Origin of the sequence: Paracoccus actinidiae (genome assembly GCF_030863885.1) — a bacterium.
Lineage (GTDB): Bacteria > Pseudomonadota > Alphaproteobacteria > Rhodobacterales > Rhodobacteraceae > Paracoccus > Paracoccus everestensis.
In genome coordinates this window covers 1,514,498-1,529,135 of record NZ_CP132956.1, presented here as the reverse complement: position 1 = coordinate 1,529,135, position 14,638 = coordinate 1,514,498, and the positions used below count along the sequence as shown (strand labels likewise).

General features: G+C 67.0%; 16 protein-coding genes. 5 read left to right on the top strand and 11 right to left on the bottom strand.

Features of this window, described 5'->3' with window-relative positions:
• Nucleotides 1-34: 34 nt before the first annotated feature.
• The 9 genes from Q5701_RS07755 to Q5701_RS07715 all read right to left on the bottom strand — a co-directional run bounded on the left by Q5701_RS07755 (nt 35) and on the right by Q5701_RS07715 (nt 7,961).
• Nucleotides 35-241 (bottom strand): DNA gyrase inhibitor YacG, encoded by a 207-nt coding sequence (locus Q5701_RS07755; RefSeq protein WP_234855269.1) that lies wholly within the window; start codon nt 239-241, stop codon nt 35-37.
• On the bottom strand, nt 241-1,290 hold the full coding sequence (locus tag Q5701_RS07750) for a ribonuclease E/G (protein WP_306754694.1): 1,050 nt from the start codon (nt 1,288-1,290) through the stop codon (nt 241-243). The genes Q5701_RS07755 and Q5701_RS07750 overlap by 1 nt, the downstream gene beginning before the upstream one ends.
• Complete coding sequence (locus Q5701_RS07745; protein WP_306754693.1) at nt 1,287-1,895, bottom strand: Maf family protein; 609 nt, start codon at nt 1,893-1,895, stop codon at nt 1,287-1,289. The genes Q5701_RS07750 and Q5701_RS07745 overlap by 4 nt, the downstream gene beginning before the upstream one ends.
• Nucleotides 1,896-1,908: 13 nt before the next feature.
• Nucleotides 1,909-2,127, bottom strand: a complete 219-nt coding sequence (infA, locus tag Q5701_RS07740; protein WP_036636451.1) for a translation initiation factor IF-1 — start codon at nt 2,125-2,127, stop codon at nt 1,909-1,911.
• Nucleotides 2,128-2,213: 86 nt separating this feature from the next.
• Entirely contained in the window at nt 2,214-3,284 is a 1,071-nt protein-coding gene (locus Q5701_RS07735) for a FliM/FliN family flagellar motor C-terminal domain-containing protein (protein WP_306754689.1), read from the bottom strand.
• 60 nt (nt 3,285-3,344) lie between these two features.
• Nucleotides 3,345-6,005: an ATP-binding protein gene (locus Q5701_RS07730; protein WP_306754688.1), complete on the bottom strand. Its 2,661-nt coding sequence runs from the start codon at nt 6,003-6,005 to the stop codon at nt 3,345-3,347.
• Entirely contained in the window at nt 5,995-6,276 is a 282-nt protein-coding gene (locus Q5701_RS07725) for a hypothetical protein (RefSeq protein ID WP_306754687.1), read from the bottom strand. Before Q5701_RS07725 ends, Q5701_RS07730 begins: the two co-directional genes overlap by 11 nt.
• A gap of 5 nt (nt 6,277-6,281) precedes the next feature.
• On the bottom strand, nt 6,282-6,638 hold the full coding sequence (locus Q5701_RS07720; RefSeq protein ID WP_306754685.1) for a response regulator transcription factor: 357 nt from the start codon (nt 6,636-6,638) through the stop codon (nt 6,282-6,284).
• 66 nt (nt 6,639-6,704) lie between these two features.
• On the bottom strand, nt 6,705-7,961 hold the full coding sequence (locus Q5701_RS07715) for a helix-turn-helix transcriptional regulator (protein ID WP_306754683.1): 1,257 nt from the start codon (nt 7,959-7,961) through the stop codon (nt 6,705-6,707).
• A 175-nt stretch (nt 7,962-8,136) separates the two neighbouring features.
• Between Q5701_RS07715 and Q5701_RS07710 the strand changes: the two genes are divergently transcribed.
• The 5 genes from Q5701_RS07710 to Q5701_RS07690 all read left to right on the top strand — a co-directional run bounded on the left by Q5701_RS07710 (nt 8,137) and on the right by Q5701_RS07690 (nt 13,230).
• Nucleotides 8,137-9,534 (top strand): helix-turn-helix domain-containing protein, encoded by a 1,398-nt coding sequence (locus Q5701_RS07710; protein WP_306754681.1) that lies wholly within the window; start codon nt 8,137-8,139, stop codon nt 9,532-9,534.
• Nucleotides 9,535-9,714: 180 nt separating this feature from the next.
• On the top strand, nt 9,715-11,013 hold the full coding sequence (locus Q5701_RS07705) for a DUF5930 domain-containing protein (protein WP_373568626.1): 1,299 nt from the start codon (nt 9,715-9,717) through the stop codon (nt 11,011-11,013).
• Nucleotides 11,003-11,503 carry a bactofilin family protein gene (locus Q5701_RS07700; protein ID WP_306754680.1) on the top strand — a complete coding sequence of 167 codons (501 nt, stop codon included), beginning with the start codon at nt 11,003-11,005 and terminating at the stop codon, nt 11,501-11,503. The genes Q5701_RS07705 and Q5701_RS07700 overlap by 11 nt, the downstream gene beginning before the upstream one ends.
• Nucleotides 11,504-11,657: 154 nt before the next feature.
• The gene (locus Q5701_RS07695) at nt 11,658-12,506 is read left to right on the top strand and encodes a fumarylacetoacetate hydrolase family protein (protein ID WP_306754678.1); all 849 of its coding nucleotides are present in this window, start codon (nt 11,658-11,660) and stop codon (nt 12,504-12,506) included.
• Between the two features lies 1 nt (nt 12,507).
• Complete coding sequence (locus tag Q5701_RS07690; protein WP_306754677.1) at nt 12,508-13,230, top strand: SDR family oxidoreductase; 723 nt, start codon at nt 12,508-12,510, stop codon at nt 13,228-13,230.
• Here the strand turns inward: Q5701_RS07690 and Q5701_RS07685 are convergent.
• Both Q5701_RS07685 and coaD read right to left on the bottom strand, forming a co-directional pair.
• Entirely contained in the window at nt 13,227-14,027 is an 801-nt protein-coding gene (locus Q5701_RS07685) for a DUF2189 domain-containing protein (RefSeq protein WP_306754676.1), read from the bottom strand. The two genes, Q5701_RS07690 and Q5701_RS07685, sit on opposite strands and share 4 nt — an antisense overlap.
• A gap of 72 nt (nt 14,028-14,099) precedes the next feature.
• On the bottom strand, nt 14,100-14,594 hold the full coding sequence (coaD, locus tag Q5701_RS07680; RefSeq protein WP_306754675.1) for a pantetheine-phosphate adenylyltransferase: 495 nt from the start codon (nt 14,592-14,594) through the stop codon (nt 14,100-14,102).
• Nucleotides 14,595-14,638: the final 44 nt, after the last annotated feature.

The window sequence follows — 14,638 nt, the reverse complement described above, 5'->3', positions numbered from 1 at the left end:
TGTCGCGCCGTTGGGCGCGTGGTGTGGGCGGTGTTTACGGGCGCTTGGGGCGGCTGTCCAGTCCCTCACCATTGTTTTTTTCGCTTTCCCCGCCGTGATCCGGGGGCAGATCCTCATCCGGCTGGCCAGGGATGACGTAGGCGCCGCGCAGCCAGCGGCCCAGATCGACATCGGCGCAGCGTTTCGAACAGAACGGACGATAGGCCGGGACGCTGTTCTTGGTGCAGATCGGGCAGGCCATCAGTCCGCCCCCGCGGCCAGACGGTGCAGGGCGATGCGGTCGCGTTTGCGGTTGATCTCGTAAAGGCCCATCGTGGTCCAGCCGATCAGCGACGTTTCCGCGCTTTCGCCCTTGAAGGCGGCGCGCAGCACCTGGTCCAGCGTGGCGCGGTCGCGCTTGGGGATGGGGGCGAAATCGACCACCACCTGCCCGCCAAGGCCGCGCAGGCGCAACTGGCGCGGCAGGTCGCGGGCAAGCGCGATATTGGCCTTGAGCGCGGCGGCGGGGCTGGCGTCCGAGCCGGTGTTCACGTCGATGGCCAGCAGCGCTCGGGTAGGCTCGATGATGGCATGGCCGCCGCCCGGCAAGGGCAGGTCGGGGGACAACAGGGCATCGACGGCTTCCATGACGCCGCAGCGGTCGAAGCTGTCCTCGCCCTCCTCGATCGCGTCGGGTTCGGGATCGGCCCAATCCATCCAGGCCTGCTCATGGGGCGAAGGCGCCCCCAGCAGCAATTCGGGTGGTCCTGCCTGTTCGCCCGCGACCTTGGCGGACAAATCCAGAAGGCTACGCAATTCCCCGGCAATCTCGTCCATTGGCGCCACGTCGCACAGGCTGCGGAAAATGATGCCGGTACCTTCGGGGGGGGCAGCGGTCTCGCCCAGGGCGGTCAGTTCGGCGCGCAGATCATCGTCCCGGATGCGGCGCGAGACATTGATGCCGGGCGCGCCGGGCGTCACCAGCGCGTGCCGGCCACGGAACACGATGCGCGAGGTCACGGGAACAGCCTTGCCTTCATCGGCCACGCCAGCCACCTGGACCAGCAGGGCCTGACCTTCGCGCAGGCCGGACCGGTCGCGCAGATAGCCGCGCTGACCCTCGGGCAGGCGCAGGAAGACGCCGCCCTGCCCCTTCATCAGGCGCTCGACCACGCCCCGGCAGATATCGCCGGGCACCAGGGGGGCCAGCCTGCTGGCATCCACCAACAGGTCGGTCAGCACGCCGTCCTGCATCAGGGCGGCAGCCTCGGTGCCAAACAGATGGCCCAGAACGACCTGTCGTCCCTTCATAGGCAGGATCCTTTCATGGTAATGCCGCTGGCGGCCAGCATCGCGGCGGTTTCCGACAACGGCAAGCCGACAACGGCCGAGAACGACCCTTGAATCCAGGGGATGAACGCCGCGGCAGCCCCTTGGATGGCATAGCCCCCGGCCTTGCCCTGCCAGTCGCCGATATCAAGATAGGCTTCCAGTTCGGTGACGCCGATGGGGCGCATCCGCACGGTGGTTTCCACCAGACGATCGCGCGTACGGCCATCCTGGCGCAGGACGATGGCGGTCAGGACGCGGTGGCGGCGGCCCGACATCAAGCGCATGAAATCGGCGGCTTCCAGGCGCGATTCCGGCTTGCCCAGGATGCGGCGGCCCACCGCAACCGTGGTATCGGCGCAAAGCAGCACGTCACCGGGCGCAAGGTCGATAGCCTGCGCCTTGGCAATGGCGATGCGCCGCACATAATCGCGCGCCAACTCGCCCTTTATGGGAGTTTCGTCGATATCGGCGCTGCGGATGTCGTCGGGGACGATGCCGATCTGCGCCAGAAGATCCAGACGGCGCGGGCTTGCCGAACCCAGGATCAGACGCGGGCGCGATGCGGCCAGGGGGCGCACGGTCATCGCGGCGCCCGCATCACTTGAAGCGGTAATTGATCCGTCCCTTGGACAGGTCATAGGTGTTCATTTCTACCTGAACCTTGTCGCCGGCAAGAACCCGGATACGGTTCTTGCGCATCTTTCCTGCCATATGCGCGATGATCTCATGGCCGTTTTCCAGCTCGACCCTGAACGTCGCATTCGGCAAGAGTTCCTTCACGACACCCGGGAATTCGAGCATTTCTTCCTTGGCCATGACTACTCCATCGTGATCGACCCGGCTGATTCGGGACCGGGGTTAAATGCGGCCACAACGCAAGGATTTCAAGTGTAAAGAACATTTCATGCCCCAAGGGCACGCGCCGCCATGCCGTCCGCGCCGCCGGTTCCCACGTCGAGCGCGGCCCGGAACGGGTCGCGGTCGGCCAAGTCTGCCGGGGGCAGCGCGGAGGGCTGGGAAACCGGGTCAAGCCGGGGGGAAGCCGCCGCATCGACGGGGTCATGCAGGCGCAAGGCGTGGCATCCCTCGGCCTCGCCCAGCTTGCCGGTGGCCAGCAACTGGCCGTCCGGCGTTTCCAGACGCGCATCGATCAGGGTGACGCGCGGCAGGGGCATCAGCTTGCCGGGAACCAGGGCACGCAATTCGCCCAGGGTCATGGTGCGTCGGCACAGGACGCCCACGACCTCGACCGGGGCTGCGGCCATGGCAGAGGCCAGGGTCGCGGCCGGCGCCGCCCCGGCATTTGCGGACGGGGCCGCATTCCGGGCAACAGGCTGCGGCAGGGCAGGGCGCGCGTCAGGCTTGTGCGGCACTGCGATCAGGATCTGGCCGTCACGGGTTTCCGCAGCCCCAAACCGCAGATCGAAGGCCAAGCTGCGATAAGGCCGATCCTCCAGCATCAGGATGAGCGGGCGCGGATCGTCTAGATGGGTCGCATAGCGATAGCCCTGGATAGGGCCGAATCCGTCCACCGCCGCCATTTCCGTTCCCAGATCCGCCATCAGGGCATTGACGAAATCAACGCAGATGGCCGCGTCGCTGCGGGTCAGGCGGCGGCGTTCGGCGGGGCGGGCGGTGATGCGTCCCAGGGCCTGGACCTCGATCAGCGCGGTTACGGCTTCGAACCCAAGCGCCATGACGCCGATCTGGTCGCCCGGTCCCTGCAGGACCACCAGCAACGACTGGTCGGGCAGCAGTTCCGGCAATTCCGCCAGCGTCGCCATGCCCGGCTTGATCTCGACCGGCAGGACAGGCAGGCGATACAGCCGTTCGGCAGCGCGCCCCACCGCATTGGCCGCCGCGCGGGCAGGCGACAAGGGCTGCGGCTGGGGAATTCGGCCCGGCTTGTCCGCGTCGCGGTTCCGCGCCCGGAGCAGCGTCCTTAGCAGTCCTGCCTGACCAGATTGCGCCATGATTGCCCCGAATCGCCCTTGCCTGACCTGCAATGTGGCAAAAAGCGGTTGAGAAAGGGTTTATGCCCGCCGCAGCCCGGCATTCACCGGCACCGGGGGACGCCGTGGCAGCAGGATGCGAAAGGCCGCGCCCCCCTGCCCGGGCAGATAGGAAATTTCCCCGCCCAGGTTCGCCATGATTTCCTTGCAGATCGCCAGGCCCAGCCCCGCCCCCCCTGCCCGCGCCGGATCGTTCAGGCGAGCGAATTTCTCGAAGATCAGGGATTGGCGCGCGGCCTCGATGCCCGATCCGTTGTCGATGATGTCGATCTGCGCGCTGCCCCGCAGGGTCCGGCGCACCCTGATCGACAGAACCGGCGGCTCGGCGTCGCAATACTTGCGCGCATTGCTGATGACATTGATCAGCACCTGCAACAGCCGGTCGGCGTCGGTGATGATGCCGACATATTCTGCCAGCGGCTCTCGCTCGATGCGGAAGACGCGTTCGGGGCGGGTGGCGGATGCGGCGGACAGCGCGCGGTCGATCAGGTTGTGCAGGTTGGCGGGGGTGACCGAAAGCTGCGCCTGCCCGCTTTCCAGGACCGACAAATCCAGCAGGTCGTCCAGCAGGCGCGTCAGCCGCCCGGATTCATCATAGATGATCTTGGCAAAGCGGTCGCGGTCGGCGGCAGGCAGATCGGGCGTGCGCAGGATTTCCGAAAACGCCCGGACCGAGGTCATGGGCGTGCGCAATTCGTGGCTGATCTGGCCCAGGAATGCGTCCTTCTGCACCGACAGCGCGGTCAGCTTGTCATTCGCTTCCCGCAACTGGGTTGCGGTGCGGGCCAGTTCGGCGCGGGCGTTTTCCAGGCGCTGCGTTTCCTCCTTGGCGCGCTGTGCCTCGGTCGCGACCTGCATCAGGTCCGACACGGTCAGTTCCGACCCGCCCGCCACGCTGTCGATCATGGCGTGGGCGGTGGCCGCCCCGATCGAGCCTGCCAGCCGCCGTTCCAGCCGCGTCAGGAACCGCGGGGTCAGGTCGGGCAGATAGCCGGACTTGCCCTGGAACGCGGCCTCGGACTGAAAGAAGCGCAGCGCATCCTCGGCCCCCCAGACGCGGCGGGCCATGACCAGCAGCGGTTCCACCTGATCGGCGCCGCGCGACAAGCGCCGGTGGCGGACCGGATCGACGGCGCTGACAAAGGACAGGCCTTGCAGCCGTTCCACCGGGTCGGGCATCCCAAAGATCGACAGCGCGATAAAGGCCAGCGTGTTCAGGGTCAGCGACAGGAAGATCGCGAAGGCCAGCGGATCCACCCCCGGCGGCAGGGTTGGCGCCCCCCCGATCCCGACCGAGGGCAGAAAGATCAGCGCCAGCCACAAAAGGAAGCCGGTCCCCACCCCGGCATAAGCGCCATGCCGGTTGGCACCGCGCCACAGCAGGCCGCCGATCATCGCCGGCAGCACCTGCGCCATGCCGGTGAACGCCACCAGCCCCATCGAGGCAAGCGCCGTCGTCCCCCCGGTGGCCCGGTAATAAACCCAGCCCACCGCCATCACCGCCAAAATCGCCAGCCGCCGGGCACCCAGGACGAAGCCGCGCAGATCCTCGGGATCGTCCGATTGCGGCTTGCGGCGAAGCCCCAGCCACAAGGGCACCAGCCAGTGGTTCGAGATCATGGTGGCAAGGGCGATCGTGCAAACCACCACCATGGATGTGGCCGCGGAAAAACCGCCAAGGAACACCAGGAAGGCCAGCCAGTTCTGGCCCGATTGCGCAGGCAGCGTCAGCACATACAGGTCGGGATTGGCATCTGCGGGCAGAAGCTGCTGGCCCATCACGGCGATCGGCAGCACGAACAGCGACATCGCGAACAGATAGGCCGGAAAGGCCCAGCCCGCGACGCTCAGGCGGTCTTCGTCCGCCGCCTCGACCACCAGCACCTGGAACATCCGCGGCAGGGCGATGATCGCCGCGCCCGACACGATGATCAGCGCGGTCCAGCGGTCCGGGCGCAGGATCCAGCCGCCATGTTCAGGACTTGCGGCCGTTTCTTCGATCCGGTGCAGCATATCCAGGGGGCCGTCGGCCAGGCCCCAGACGACAAATGCCCCAAGCGCCAGAAAGGCCAGCAGCTTGACCAGCGCCTCCAATGCGATGGCGGTGACCACGCCGTGGTGGCGTTCGTCGGCGGCCAGGTTGCGGGTGCCGAAGATGATGGTGAACAGGGCCAGCCCGCCCGCCACCCACAGCGCCGTTCCCCCACCCCCGGCCATGGGGATGTCCGTGAGGCTGTCGGTGGCAAACACCTCGAACGACAGGCTGACCGATTGCAGTTGCAGCGCGACATAGGGCGTGGCGGCGATCACCGCGATCAGCGTGACCAGGGCCGCCAGCCGGTTGGATTTGCCAAAGCGCGCCGAGACGAGATCCGCGATGGACGTGACATGGTGCATCCGCGCGACCCGCACCAGCCGCCGCAGGCCCCACCACGCCCCGCAAAAGACAACGGTCGGTCCCAGATAGATCGTGGCGAATTCCAGCCCCGACCGGCTGGCGTAACCGACCGCGCCATAAAAGGTCCAGGCCGAGCAATAGACCGACAGCGACAGCGTATAGACGGCCGGGTGATCCAGCCATCGCACCCTGCCCTGCGAAGCCGCGCGGTCGGCCGCGAAGGCCACGCCGAACATCAGCGCGACATAGGCCAGGCAGCCCGCGACCAGCGCCTCAAAGGGCATCGTCGTCTTGCCCGGCGATTTCCCGGCTGGCGCGCAGGGTTGCGGCATCGGCCCGGCGCAAGGCGCGGTGCAGCGCCCAGATGGCCATGATCAGCCCGGCCCACATCCCGAACAGCCAGACCGCGCCTGCCGCAAAGCTGACCTGGGCGGGCATCCACCAGACCGGCACCAGGACCAGGATCGCCGCCAGCACCGGCAGCACCCGGGCCGCGTCGCCCAGGCGGCGGCGGCGGAACGAGGCGCGTTCAAGAAACAGCGGCCGGTCCGGCACGGCGGTCAGACCAGCATCCGGCGCACCATCGCGCGCAGGTCGTCATTGGCAAAGGGCTTTGCCAGCACCGCATCCGCCTGCGGCAGCGCCAGCGTCGCCTGGCCCCGTGCGGTCAGCATCAGCACCGGGGTCGCCGCCAGGCTTGGGTCGTGATCGCCGCGCAGTTCGGCCAGGATCTCGGTCCCCGACCGATGCGGCAGCATCACGTCCAGGATCACCAGACGCGGCTTGGCCCCCCGGATCGCCTCGATCCCGCCCAGACCGTCGCCGTGCAGGGCAACCTGCCAGCCTTCGCGGGACAGGATGAACCGCACCGCCTCGGCGATGTTGGGTTCGTCCTCGATCATCAGGATATCGAGCATTCGGCGAATGGCCCCCCATATGGCACGATAATGTGACGGTCGGGCGGCTGCTGTCAAAGCCTGTGTTCACCCCGTCAGCAGGATCGAGGGTTCGCGCCGCGCCGCGCATTCCGCACGCGGGCAGATGCGGCAGGCCGGGCCGATCAGCAGGTCGGGCCGGGCGGGCGATCCTGCCTCGTCGGGCAGGATCAGCATCTGCGCGCGGGTCAGGACCGGGCCATCCGTGCCCAGCGGCTGATGGCGGGTGGCCAGCGACAGGGTGCGGAAACGGCGGCCGGACGGCGCCTCGACCAGCCTGGCGATGGCGGTCTGGGGGACGGCAAGCGCCTGGAACAGCGGCCACAACGGGCAGGCATCGCCCGGACGGGGCAGCGGAAAGCCCGGCGCGGGGCGGCGCAGCGTCAGCGCCCCCGATCCGTCGCAGACCAGCAGGCCCGCGGATTCGAAGCCTGCGGGCTTCAGCACCGCCAGGCGGCGCATGACCAGATCCAGCGGCTGGCGCAAACGCCCGGCCATGCGCAGGGGGTCTGGATCTTCGGCCGCCACGGCCAGGGCGGCGTCCGGCAGGGCCGCCCTTTCCTCCTCCATCCGGCGCAGATGCGCGCGGGCCAGGGCGCGAGCCGCATCGGATGCCAGATCGCCTGCATCGTCCACCGGCGGCGCGCCTGCGGCTAACCAGGCCTCCACTTCCTCCTGCGGGGTGAAGATGGCGTCCTGGGTGTCAAAGCTGTCCAGATAGGCCACAAGGGCCTGCGCCGTATTGGACAGGCGCAGGCTGTCGCCGTCCAGGTTGGCATGGAACCGCGCCCGCCAGTCGGCCGGGATCTCGCCCCCCTCGGCCAGGATCGAGGCGGTGGACCGGACCGAGGTGACGGCCGACAGTACCTCGTGCAGGGTGGTCAGCAGATAGGGATCCTGCCGCATCCGGTCCGACAGCGTGACAAGCTGGCGTTCCAGGGCATCGGCCCGGCGCGCGGTGGCGATCAGGGCCGCCGCCCAGCCCTGGAATCGGGCCAGCAGTTCGGGCGCCTGTTCCAGTTCCGGGGTCACGTTGTCGGGCAAGCGCACCGCCGCCTCGCGCAGGGCGGCGATTTGGGCTTCCTCTCGCCCCTCGGCCAACTCGGCGGCCGACACCTCCAACGCGGCGGCCAGGCGCAGGACCAGGTGATCGCCCACCGGACGGCGATTGTGTTCGATCAGGTTCAGGTAAGCCGCTGAAATTCCTGCCGCCCGCGCCACGTCTGCCTGCCGCCGCGACAGCGCCAGACGGCGTTCGCGAATGCGGGTTCCGGTCAGGATGCGGCTGCCAGGGCGTTGCTTCATGCCGCGATGAAAGCCCGCCTTCGGGCGCCGCGCAAGCAGCAACGATATCTTAGGGTTTTTAGGCCACGATCACGCCATGATCCTGACCTGCACCCCGCCGCTTTCCCCTATCACGGCCCTTGCGGGGACCGCTTTGCAAACGCTATGGCGGCTTTTGCAAAGATGGGGGATCATCATGGCCACTCAGAAAATCTATGCAGGCACCTCGCTGCGCGAAACGCGGGGCCGCAGCGGGCTGACCCAGCGGCGCTTTGCCGAACGGCTGGGGGTGTCGCTGCCCTATCTGTCGCAGATGGAAAACAACCACCGTCCGATTTCCGCGGGCGTGCTGCTGCGCCTGGCGCAGGAATTCGGCGTCGATCTGACCACGCTGGCGGCGGGCGATGCGGAACGCATGGTCATCGACATGCAGGAAGCCCTGGCCGATCCACTGTTCGACGCCGCCCCGCCCCTGGCCGACCTGCGCCTGGCTGCGACCAACGCCCCGGTCCTGGCGCGCGCCTTTCTGGATCTGTACCGCGCCCACCGCCAAGGCCAGGAACGCCTGGCCGCCCTGGACGAGGCGATCGGCGCATCCAGCCAGAATGCCCTTTCAACCCCGTGGGAGGAGGTGCGCGACTTCTTCCATTATTGCGACAACTATATCGACGCCGTGGACCGGGCGGCGGAACGCTTTGCCTGCCCGGCGGGCCAGCGCCTGGACCTTTGGGATGCCGGCGTCGCCGCCCTGGCGCAACGCGGAATCCGGGTCACGCGGGCCGAACTGCCTGCCAACGCGGTCTTTCGCCGCACAGGGTCCGACATCCAGGTGAATGCCGCAGCCGAACGGCCCACCCAGTTGTTCCAGCTGCTGCACCTGGTGGCCCTGGAACGGCAATCAGACCTGCTGGAGGCGACGCTGGATCTGGCACGGTTCCGCAGCCAGACCGCGCGGGACGTGGCACGGGTGGGCCTGGCCAATTACTTTGCCGGGGCGGCGCTGATGCCCTATCGCCCCTTTCTGGCCGCAGCCCAGGCGGAACGCCACGACCTGGAACGGCTGTCCCATCTGTTCGGCGCATCGCTGGAACAGGTGGCGCACCGGCTGTCCACGCTCCAGCGGCCAAGCGCCAAGGGGGTGCCTTTCTTCTTTGTCCGCGTCGATCAGGCAGGCACCATCACCAAACGCCATTCCGCCACGCGGCTGCAATTCGCCCGTTTCGGTGGCGCCTGTCCTCTGTGGAACGTCCACCAGGCCTTCGAACAGCCGGGGCGCTTCCTGCGCCAGCTGGCCGAAACGCCGGACGGAATGCGTTACCTGCTGATGTCGCGCGACGTGTCGAAACACGCAGGCGCCTTCAACGCCCCGGTCCGCCGCTTTGCTATCGGCCTGGGTTGCGAGGTGTCCCATGCAGGCAGCGTCGTTTACGCCGATGGGCTGGATCTGACCAAGCCGCGCGCCTTCGAACCGATCGGAATTTCTTGCCGGATCTGCCCCAGGCCGGATTGCCACCAGCGCTCGGTTCCGCCCATTGATCGCCCGCTGCGTATCCCTGCCGACCGCAATGGACCGCTTCCTTATGAAATTTCATAGGGTTGCAGGTTTTCCGCACAAGCGTTCGGCGGATTTTCGCCCGGAGGGGCGGTGTTTCGCGCATGTAAGGAACCAAGGTGACTGCGGTTGTTGCCAGGACGACACAGTTGCGATTAACCCGACCGCAACTGGAACCAGATCGCCCCGGCCAAACAGGGGTGCATTGTCGGGGGACATGATTTGCCGAATGTGACGAACCGCCTCAACGCCTCGCTGGGACGCATTCTGCCTGAAAAGCGCCTGTTCCTGCGGTCCGATGACGATACCCGGTTCGTCCGCCTCCGTCCCTTGACCCAGTTGATCGGCATCAGCGGCATCACCCTTGCCTTTGGCTGGACGCTGGTCGCAAGCTCGGTTCTGGCCATCGACGCGATCAGCGCAGGGTCCGCTCGCGACCAGATCACCCGCACCCAGTATTCGTTCGAAGCGCGCCTGACCGAACTGTCCCAGGAACGCGACGCCCGCGCGGCCGAGGCGCTGGCCGCGCAGAACCGCTTTGCCGTGGCCCTGGAACAGGTGTCGCAGATGCAGTCCCAACTGCTGGAGTCCGAGGAGCGCAGCCGCGAGTTGGAAGCCGGGCTTGGCATGGTCCAGTCCACCCTGCGCGACGCGATCAGCGAACGCAACGATGCCCGCGCCGTGGTTGACGCGACCGGATCCGACGCAGCCGAGCCTGCCCGCGAACAGGAAGTCGCCGCCGCCCTGGACATCCTCACCGGGGAATTGCGCCAAACCGCCGACGAACGCGCCACTGCCGTCCAGCAAGCCGAGGCCGCCCTCCAGACGGCCGAGGAACTGGCCTTGGAACGCGACCAGATCCTGGCGCGCAACGATGAAATCCTGACCCAGCTGGAAGACGCGGTCAGCGTGTCGGTCGAACCGCTGGATCAGGTGTTCCGGTCGGTGGGCATGAACCCCGACGACGTGCTGGACACCATCCGCGAGGGCTATTCCGGCCAGGGCGGCCCCCTGACGCCGATGGGCCGTTCCACACGCGGCAATGCCGCCCTGACCAACAGCGAGACAAAGGCCAACCAGATCATCGTCACGCTGGACCAGATGAACACCTATCGCATCGCCATGGAAAAGCTGCCGCTGGCAATGCCGGTAAAAGATTCGTTCCGCTATACCTCGGGCTTCGGGCGGCGTTGGGGCCGCGCGCATGAAGGCATCGACATGGCCGCCCCGGTCGGCACCCCGATCCATGCACCGGGCGACGGGGTCGTCACCTTTGCGGGGCGTCAGGGCGCCTATGGCAACCTGATCAAGATCGAACATGAACTGGGCGTCGAGACGCGCTACGGCCACCTGTCGCGGATTCGCGTAAAGGTCGGCCAAAGGGTGTCGCAAGGAGAGCGGATCGGTGATATGGGCAATACCGGACGCTCGACCGGGCCGCATCTGCATTACGAGGTGCGCATGAAGGGTCGGGCCGTTGACCCGATGAGCTTCATCAAGGCTGCAAGCAATGTTCAGTAAGACCCGCGTAACCGAGAAACCGCAGACAAATCCCACGCCCCCCGGACCCGATGGGTCCGCCGCTTCGGCACCCGCCCCCACCTATGACCACAAGACTGAAACGGCCGTTGCCGCGACGCCCGCGCGCCGGTCCGCGCCGTCGATCCTGTCCTCGGACCTGACGGTCACGGGCAACATCCGCACGGAAGGCGACATCCAGATCGAAGGCACCGTCGAAGGCGACATCCGCGCGCATCAACTGGTCATCGGCGAAACCGCCACCATCCGGGGCGAGATCGTGGGCGACGAGGTCGTGGTGAACGGTCGTGTCGTGGGCCGCGTCCGGGGCTTGAAGGTCCGCCTGTCCGCCAGCGCGCGGGTCGAGGGCGACATTATCCACAAGACCATCGCCATCGAATCCGGTGCGCATTTCGAAGGATCCGTCCAGCGGCAGGAAGACCCCATTGCCAATGGCCCGACCAAGAAGCTGGCGCCGCCCGCGTCGGAATAGGCACTTTGGTGCAGACAGGCCGGCCCGTGTCCCGCGCGGGCCGTTTTGCCATGTCCGACTTTCCTCGGCTGCAGCATAAAGCATCTGGCGATCGGGCAAAATCCCGTGCTGCAACATGGGTTAGGCTTGCGATCATCGCAATTGGGGGGAATGCATGAAACTTGTCAGATATGGCGCAAAGGGCGCGGAACGGCCGGGGCTTCTGGACGGCGATGGCCGGGTCCGCGACCTGTCGGCCCATGTCGCGGATATCGCCGGCGCCTGCCTGACGGCTGAGGGGCTGGCCGCGCTGCGCGCGATCGACCCGGCATCGCTGCCGCTGGTTTCGGGCGCCCCGCAGCAGGATCTGCGACTGGGGGCTTGCGTGGCGGGGGTCGGCAAATTCCTGGCGGTTGGTCTCAATTACGCGGACCATGCCGCCGAGGCGGGCATGGACGTGCCGGCCGAGCCGATCCTGTTCACCAAATGGACCAGCTGCATTGCCGGACCGGACGACGACCTCGCCCTGCCGCCAGATTCGTCCACGACCGACTGGGAGGTCGAGCTGGGCATCGTCATCGGCAACGGCGGGCGGGACATTCCGCAGGATCGGGCAGCGGACCATATCGCCGGATATTGCCTCATCAACGATATCAGCGAACGCGACTGGCAATTGCGGCGCGGCGGCACCTGGGACAAGGGCAAGGGCTATGACGGCTTTGGTCCCATCGGCCCCTGGCTGGTCACCGCCGATGAAATCCCCGATCCGCTTGCCCTGCGCTTGTGGCTGGACGTGGACGGGCATCGCTACCAGGACGGCACGACCGCGACGATGGTGTTCGGGCCTTTGGAAATCGTGGCCTATGCCTCGCGCTTTACCACGCTGCATCCGGGCGACGTGATCGCCACCGGCACGCCGCCGGGCGTGGGCATGGGGCAGAAGCCTCCGGTTTACCTTCAGCGCGGCCAAGTCATGCGGCTGGGCATCGAAGGCCTGGGCGAACAGCGGCAACGGGCGGTCTGACATGGGCAGCGCGCGATCCATCATCATCACCGGCGCAGGCAGCGGCATCGGGCGGGCCACCGCGCGGCGCTTTCTGGCGGCGGGCTGGCGGGTCGCGCTTCTGGGACGCCGGGTCGATGCGTTGCGGGAAACCGCCGGGGAAAACCCCGCGCTGATCCTGCCCTGTGACGTGACCAGTGAAACTGCGGTGGATGCCGCGTTCGACCGCTGCCATGCGGAATGGGGGCGGCTGGAGGTGCTGTTCAACAATGCCGGGCGCGGCGCGAGCCCCGCCACGCCCGACGCCGTCGACCCCGGCATCTTCCGCGACGTGATCGCGGTCAACGTGACGGGAATGTTCCTTTGCGCCCGCGCTGCCTTTCGGCTGATGCGCGGGCAAAATCCGCAAGGCGGGCGGATCATCAACAACGGATCCATCTCCGCCCATGCCCCGCGTCCTGGATCGGTCGCCTATACCGTGTCCAAGCACGCCGTGACCGGGCTGACCAAGTCGCTGTCGCTGGACGGGCGTCCCTTTGGCATCGCCTGCGGCCAGATCGACATCGGCAATGCCGCGACCGAATTGCTGACCCAGGTCAGCACCAATGCGCCGGATGCGGAACCGCTGATGGACGTGTCCGTGGTGGCGGATGCCGTTCTGCACATGGCAAGCCTGCCGCCGGGGGCGAATGTCCAGTTCATGACCGTGATGGCCACTACCATGCCCTTTATCGGGCGGGGTTAGCCGCCACCCATCACCCGGCGATAGATGTGCCAACTGGCATGGCCCAGCACCGGCAACACGATCAGCAGGCCCAGAAATCCGGGAACGATCGCCACGAACAGCCAGATCGCGATCAGCGCCCCCCAGACGGCCATCACGCCCGGGCTTTCCGCAACCGCCCGGCAGGACGTGATGATGGCGGTGATGAAATCGACTTCTCGGTCCAACAGCAGGGGCAGGCCCACGACGGTGAAGCAGAACAGAACGGCCGCAAAGCCCCCGCCGATCATTGTGCCCAGAACCAGCATCACCAACCCCCTGCCCCCAAACAGCACCTCGGGCGAGGTGGTAATGTTGGTCAGCGCCGACACACCCATGAACAGCGCGAAAACCGTGTGGGCGACAAAGACCCAGAACATGAACAACAGCAGGATCACCATCGCCATGGACGGGATCTGCCGCTGCCGCTGTTCAAAGACGACGCGCAGGATGCGGGCGGTTTCCAGCGGCTCGCCCGCCTCGATCCGGCGGCTGACCTCGTAGAGGCCCACAGCGGCAAAGGGCGCGATCAACGGAAACCCCAGGATGAAGGGGATCAGCCACCAGTCCTGTCCCGATGCAAAGGCAACGGATGCCAAGGCCCAGCCCCCCAGGACGTAAAAGGCGGAAAAGATCAGTCCGAAGGCGGGGGCGCGGCGGAAATCGCGCCAACCCAGGGTCAGGGCATCGGACAAATCCGACAGGGCGATATGGCCCGGCTCGGGCAGGATGTCGGGCAGGTTGGCATGGTCGCGCGCGGGCAGGTCGGATCGGGCCAAGGAATCCCTCCGGGTGTCATGGCAGGCGCGCGTTCGGAAGGATGCTAGCAGCGCGACAGTTCGTCGCAAGCCTTATCCGCGAAACCGTTCCGTCAAGGCCTCGGCCACAGGGGGCGTCACGAATTTCGACACGTCGCCGCCCAGGCGCGCGATTTCCTTGACCAGCTTGGATGCGATAGCCTGGCGCCGGGCGTCGGCCATCATGAACACCGTCTCGATGCTGGCATCGAGCGCGCGGTTCATGCCGACCATCTGGAATTCGTATTCGAAATCCGCGACCGCGCGCAGCCCGCGCACGATGACCTGGGCACCCACGTCGCGGGCGCAGTCGATCAGCAGGTTCTCGAACGGGTGGACGACGATCTCGCCCCCGGTGCGCTCGGTGATCTGGGCGCATTCGGCCTGCACCATCGCCACGCGGTCTTCCAGCCGGAACAAGGGGGACTTGTCGCGGTTGATGGCGACGCCGATCACCAGGCGATCCACCAGCGCCATGGCGCGCTGGATGATGTCGACATGGCCCAGCGTGATCGGATCGAAGGTGCCGGGATAAAGACCGATGCGCATGAACGGGCGTCCTTTGCTTGCCTGCCCTGCAGGAAAAGCGGATT

Coding starts and splice junctions, on each gene's coding strand:
- Q5701_RS07755 (WP_234855269.1), bottom strand. CDS start 241: ATGGCCTGCCCGATCTGCACCAAGAACAGCGTCCCGGCCTATCGTCCG.
- Q5701_RS07750 (WP_306754694.1), bottom strand. CDS start 1,290: ATGAAGGGACGACAGGTCGTTCTGGGCCATCTGTTTGGCACCGAGGCT.
- Q5701_RS07745 (WP_306754693.1), bottom strand. CDS start 1,895: ATGACCGTGCGCCCCCTGGCCGCATCGCGCCCGCGTCTGATCCTGGGT.
- infA (WP_036636451.1), bottom strand. CDS start 2,127: ATGGCCAAGGAAGAAATGCTCGAATTCCCGGGTGTCGTGAAGGAACTC.
- Q5701_RS07735 (WP_306754689.1), bottom strand. CDS start 3,284: ATGGCGCAATCTGGTCAGGCAGGACTGCTAAGGACGCTGCTCCGGGCG.
- Q5701_RS07730 (WP_306754688.1), bottom strand. CDS start 6,005: ATGCCCTTTGAGGCGCTGGTCGCGGGCTGCCTGGCCTATGTCGCGCTG.
- Q5701_RS07720 (WP_306754685.1), bottom strand. CDS start 6,638: ATGCTCGATATCCTGATGATCGAGGACGAACCCAACATCGCCGAGGCG.
- Q5701_RS07715 (WP_306754683.1), bottom strand. CDS start 7,961: ATGAAGCAACGCCCTGGCAGCCGCATCCTGACCGGAACCCGCATTCGC.
- Q5701_RS07710 (WP_306754681.1), top strand. CDS start 8,137: ATGGCCACTCAGAAAATCTATGCAGGCACCTCGCTGCGCGAAACGCGG.
- Q5701_RS07700 (WP_306754680.1), top strand. CDS start 11,003: ATGTTCAGTAAGACCCGCGTAACCGAGAAACCGCAGACAAATCCCACG.
- Q5701_RS07695 (WP_306754678.1), top strand. CDS start 11,658: ATGAAACTTGTCAGATATGGCGCAAAGGGCGCGGAACGGCCGGGGCTT.
- Q5701_RS07690 (WP_306754677.1), top strand. CDS start 12,508: ATGGGCAGCGCGCGATCCATCATCATCACCGGCGCAGGCAGCGGCATC.
- coaD (WP_306754675.1), bottom strand. CDS start 14,594: ATGCGCATCGGTCTTTATCCCGGCACCTTCGATCCGATCACGCTGGGC.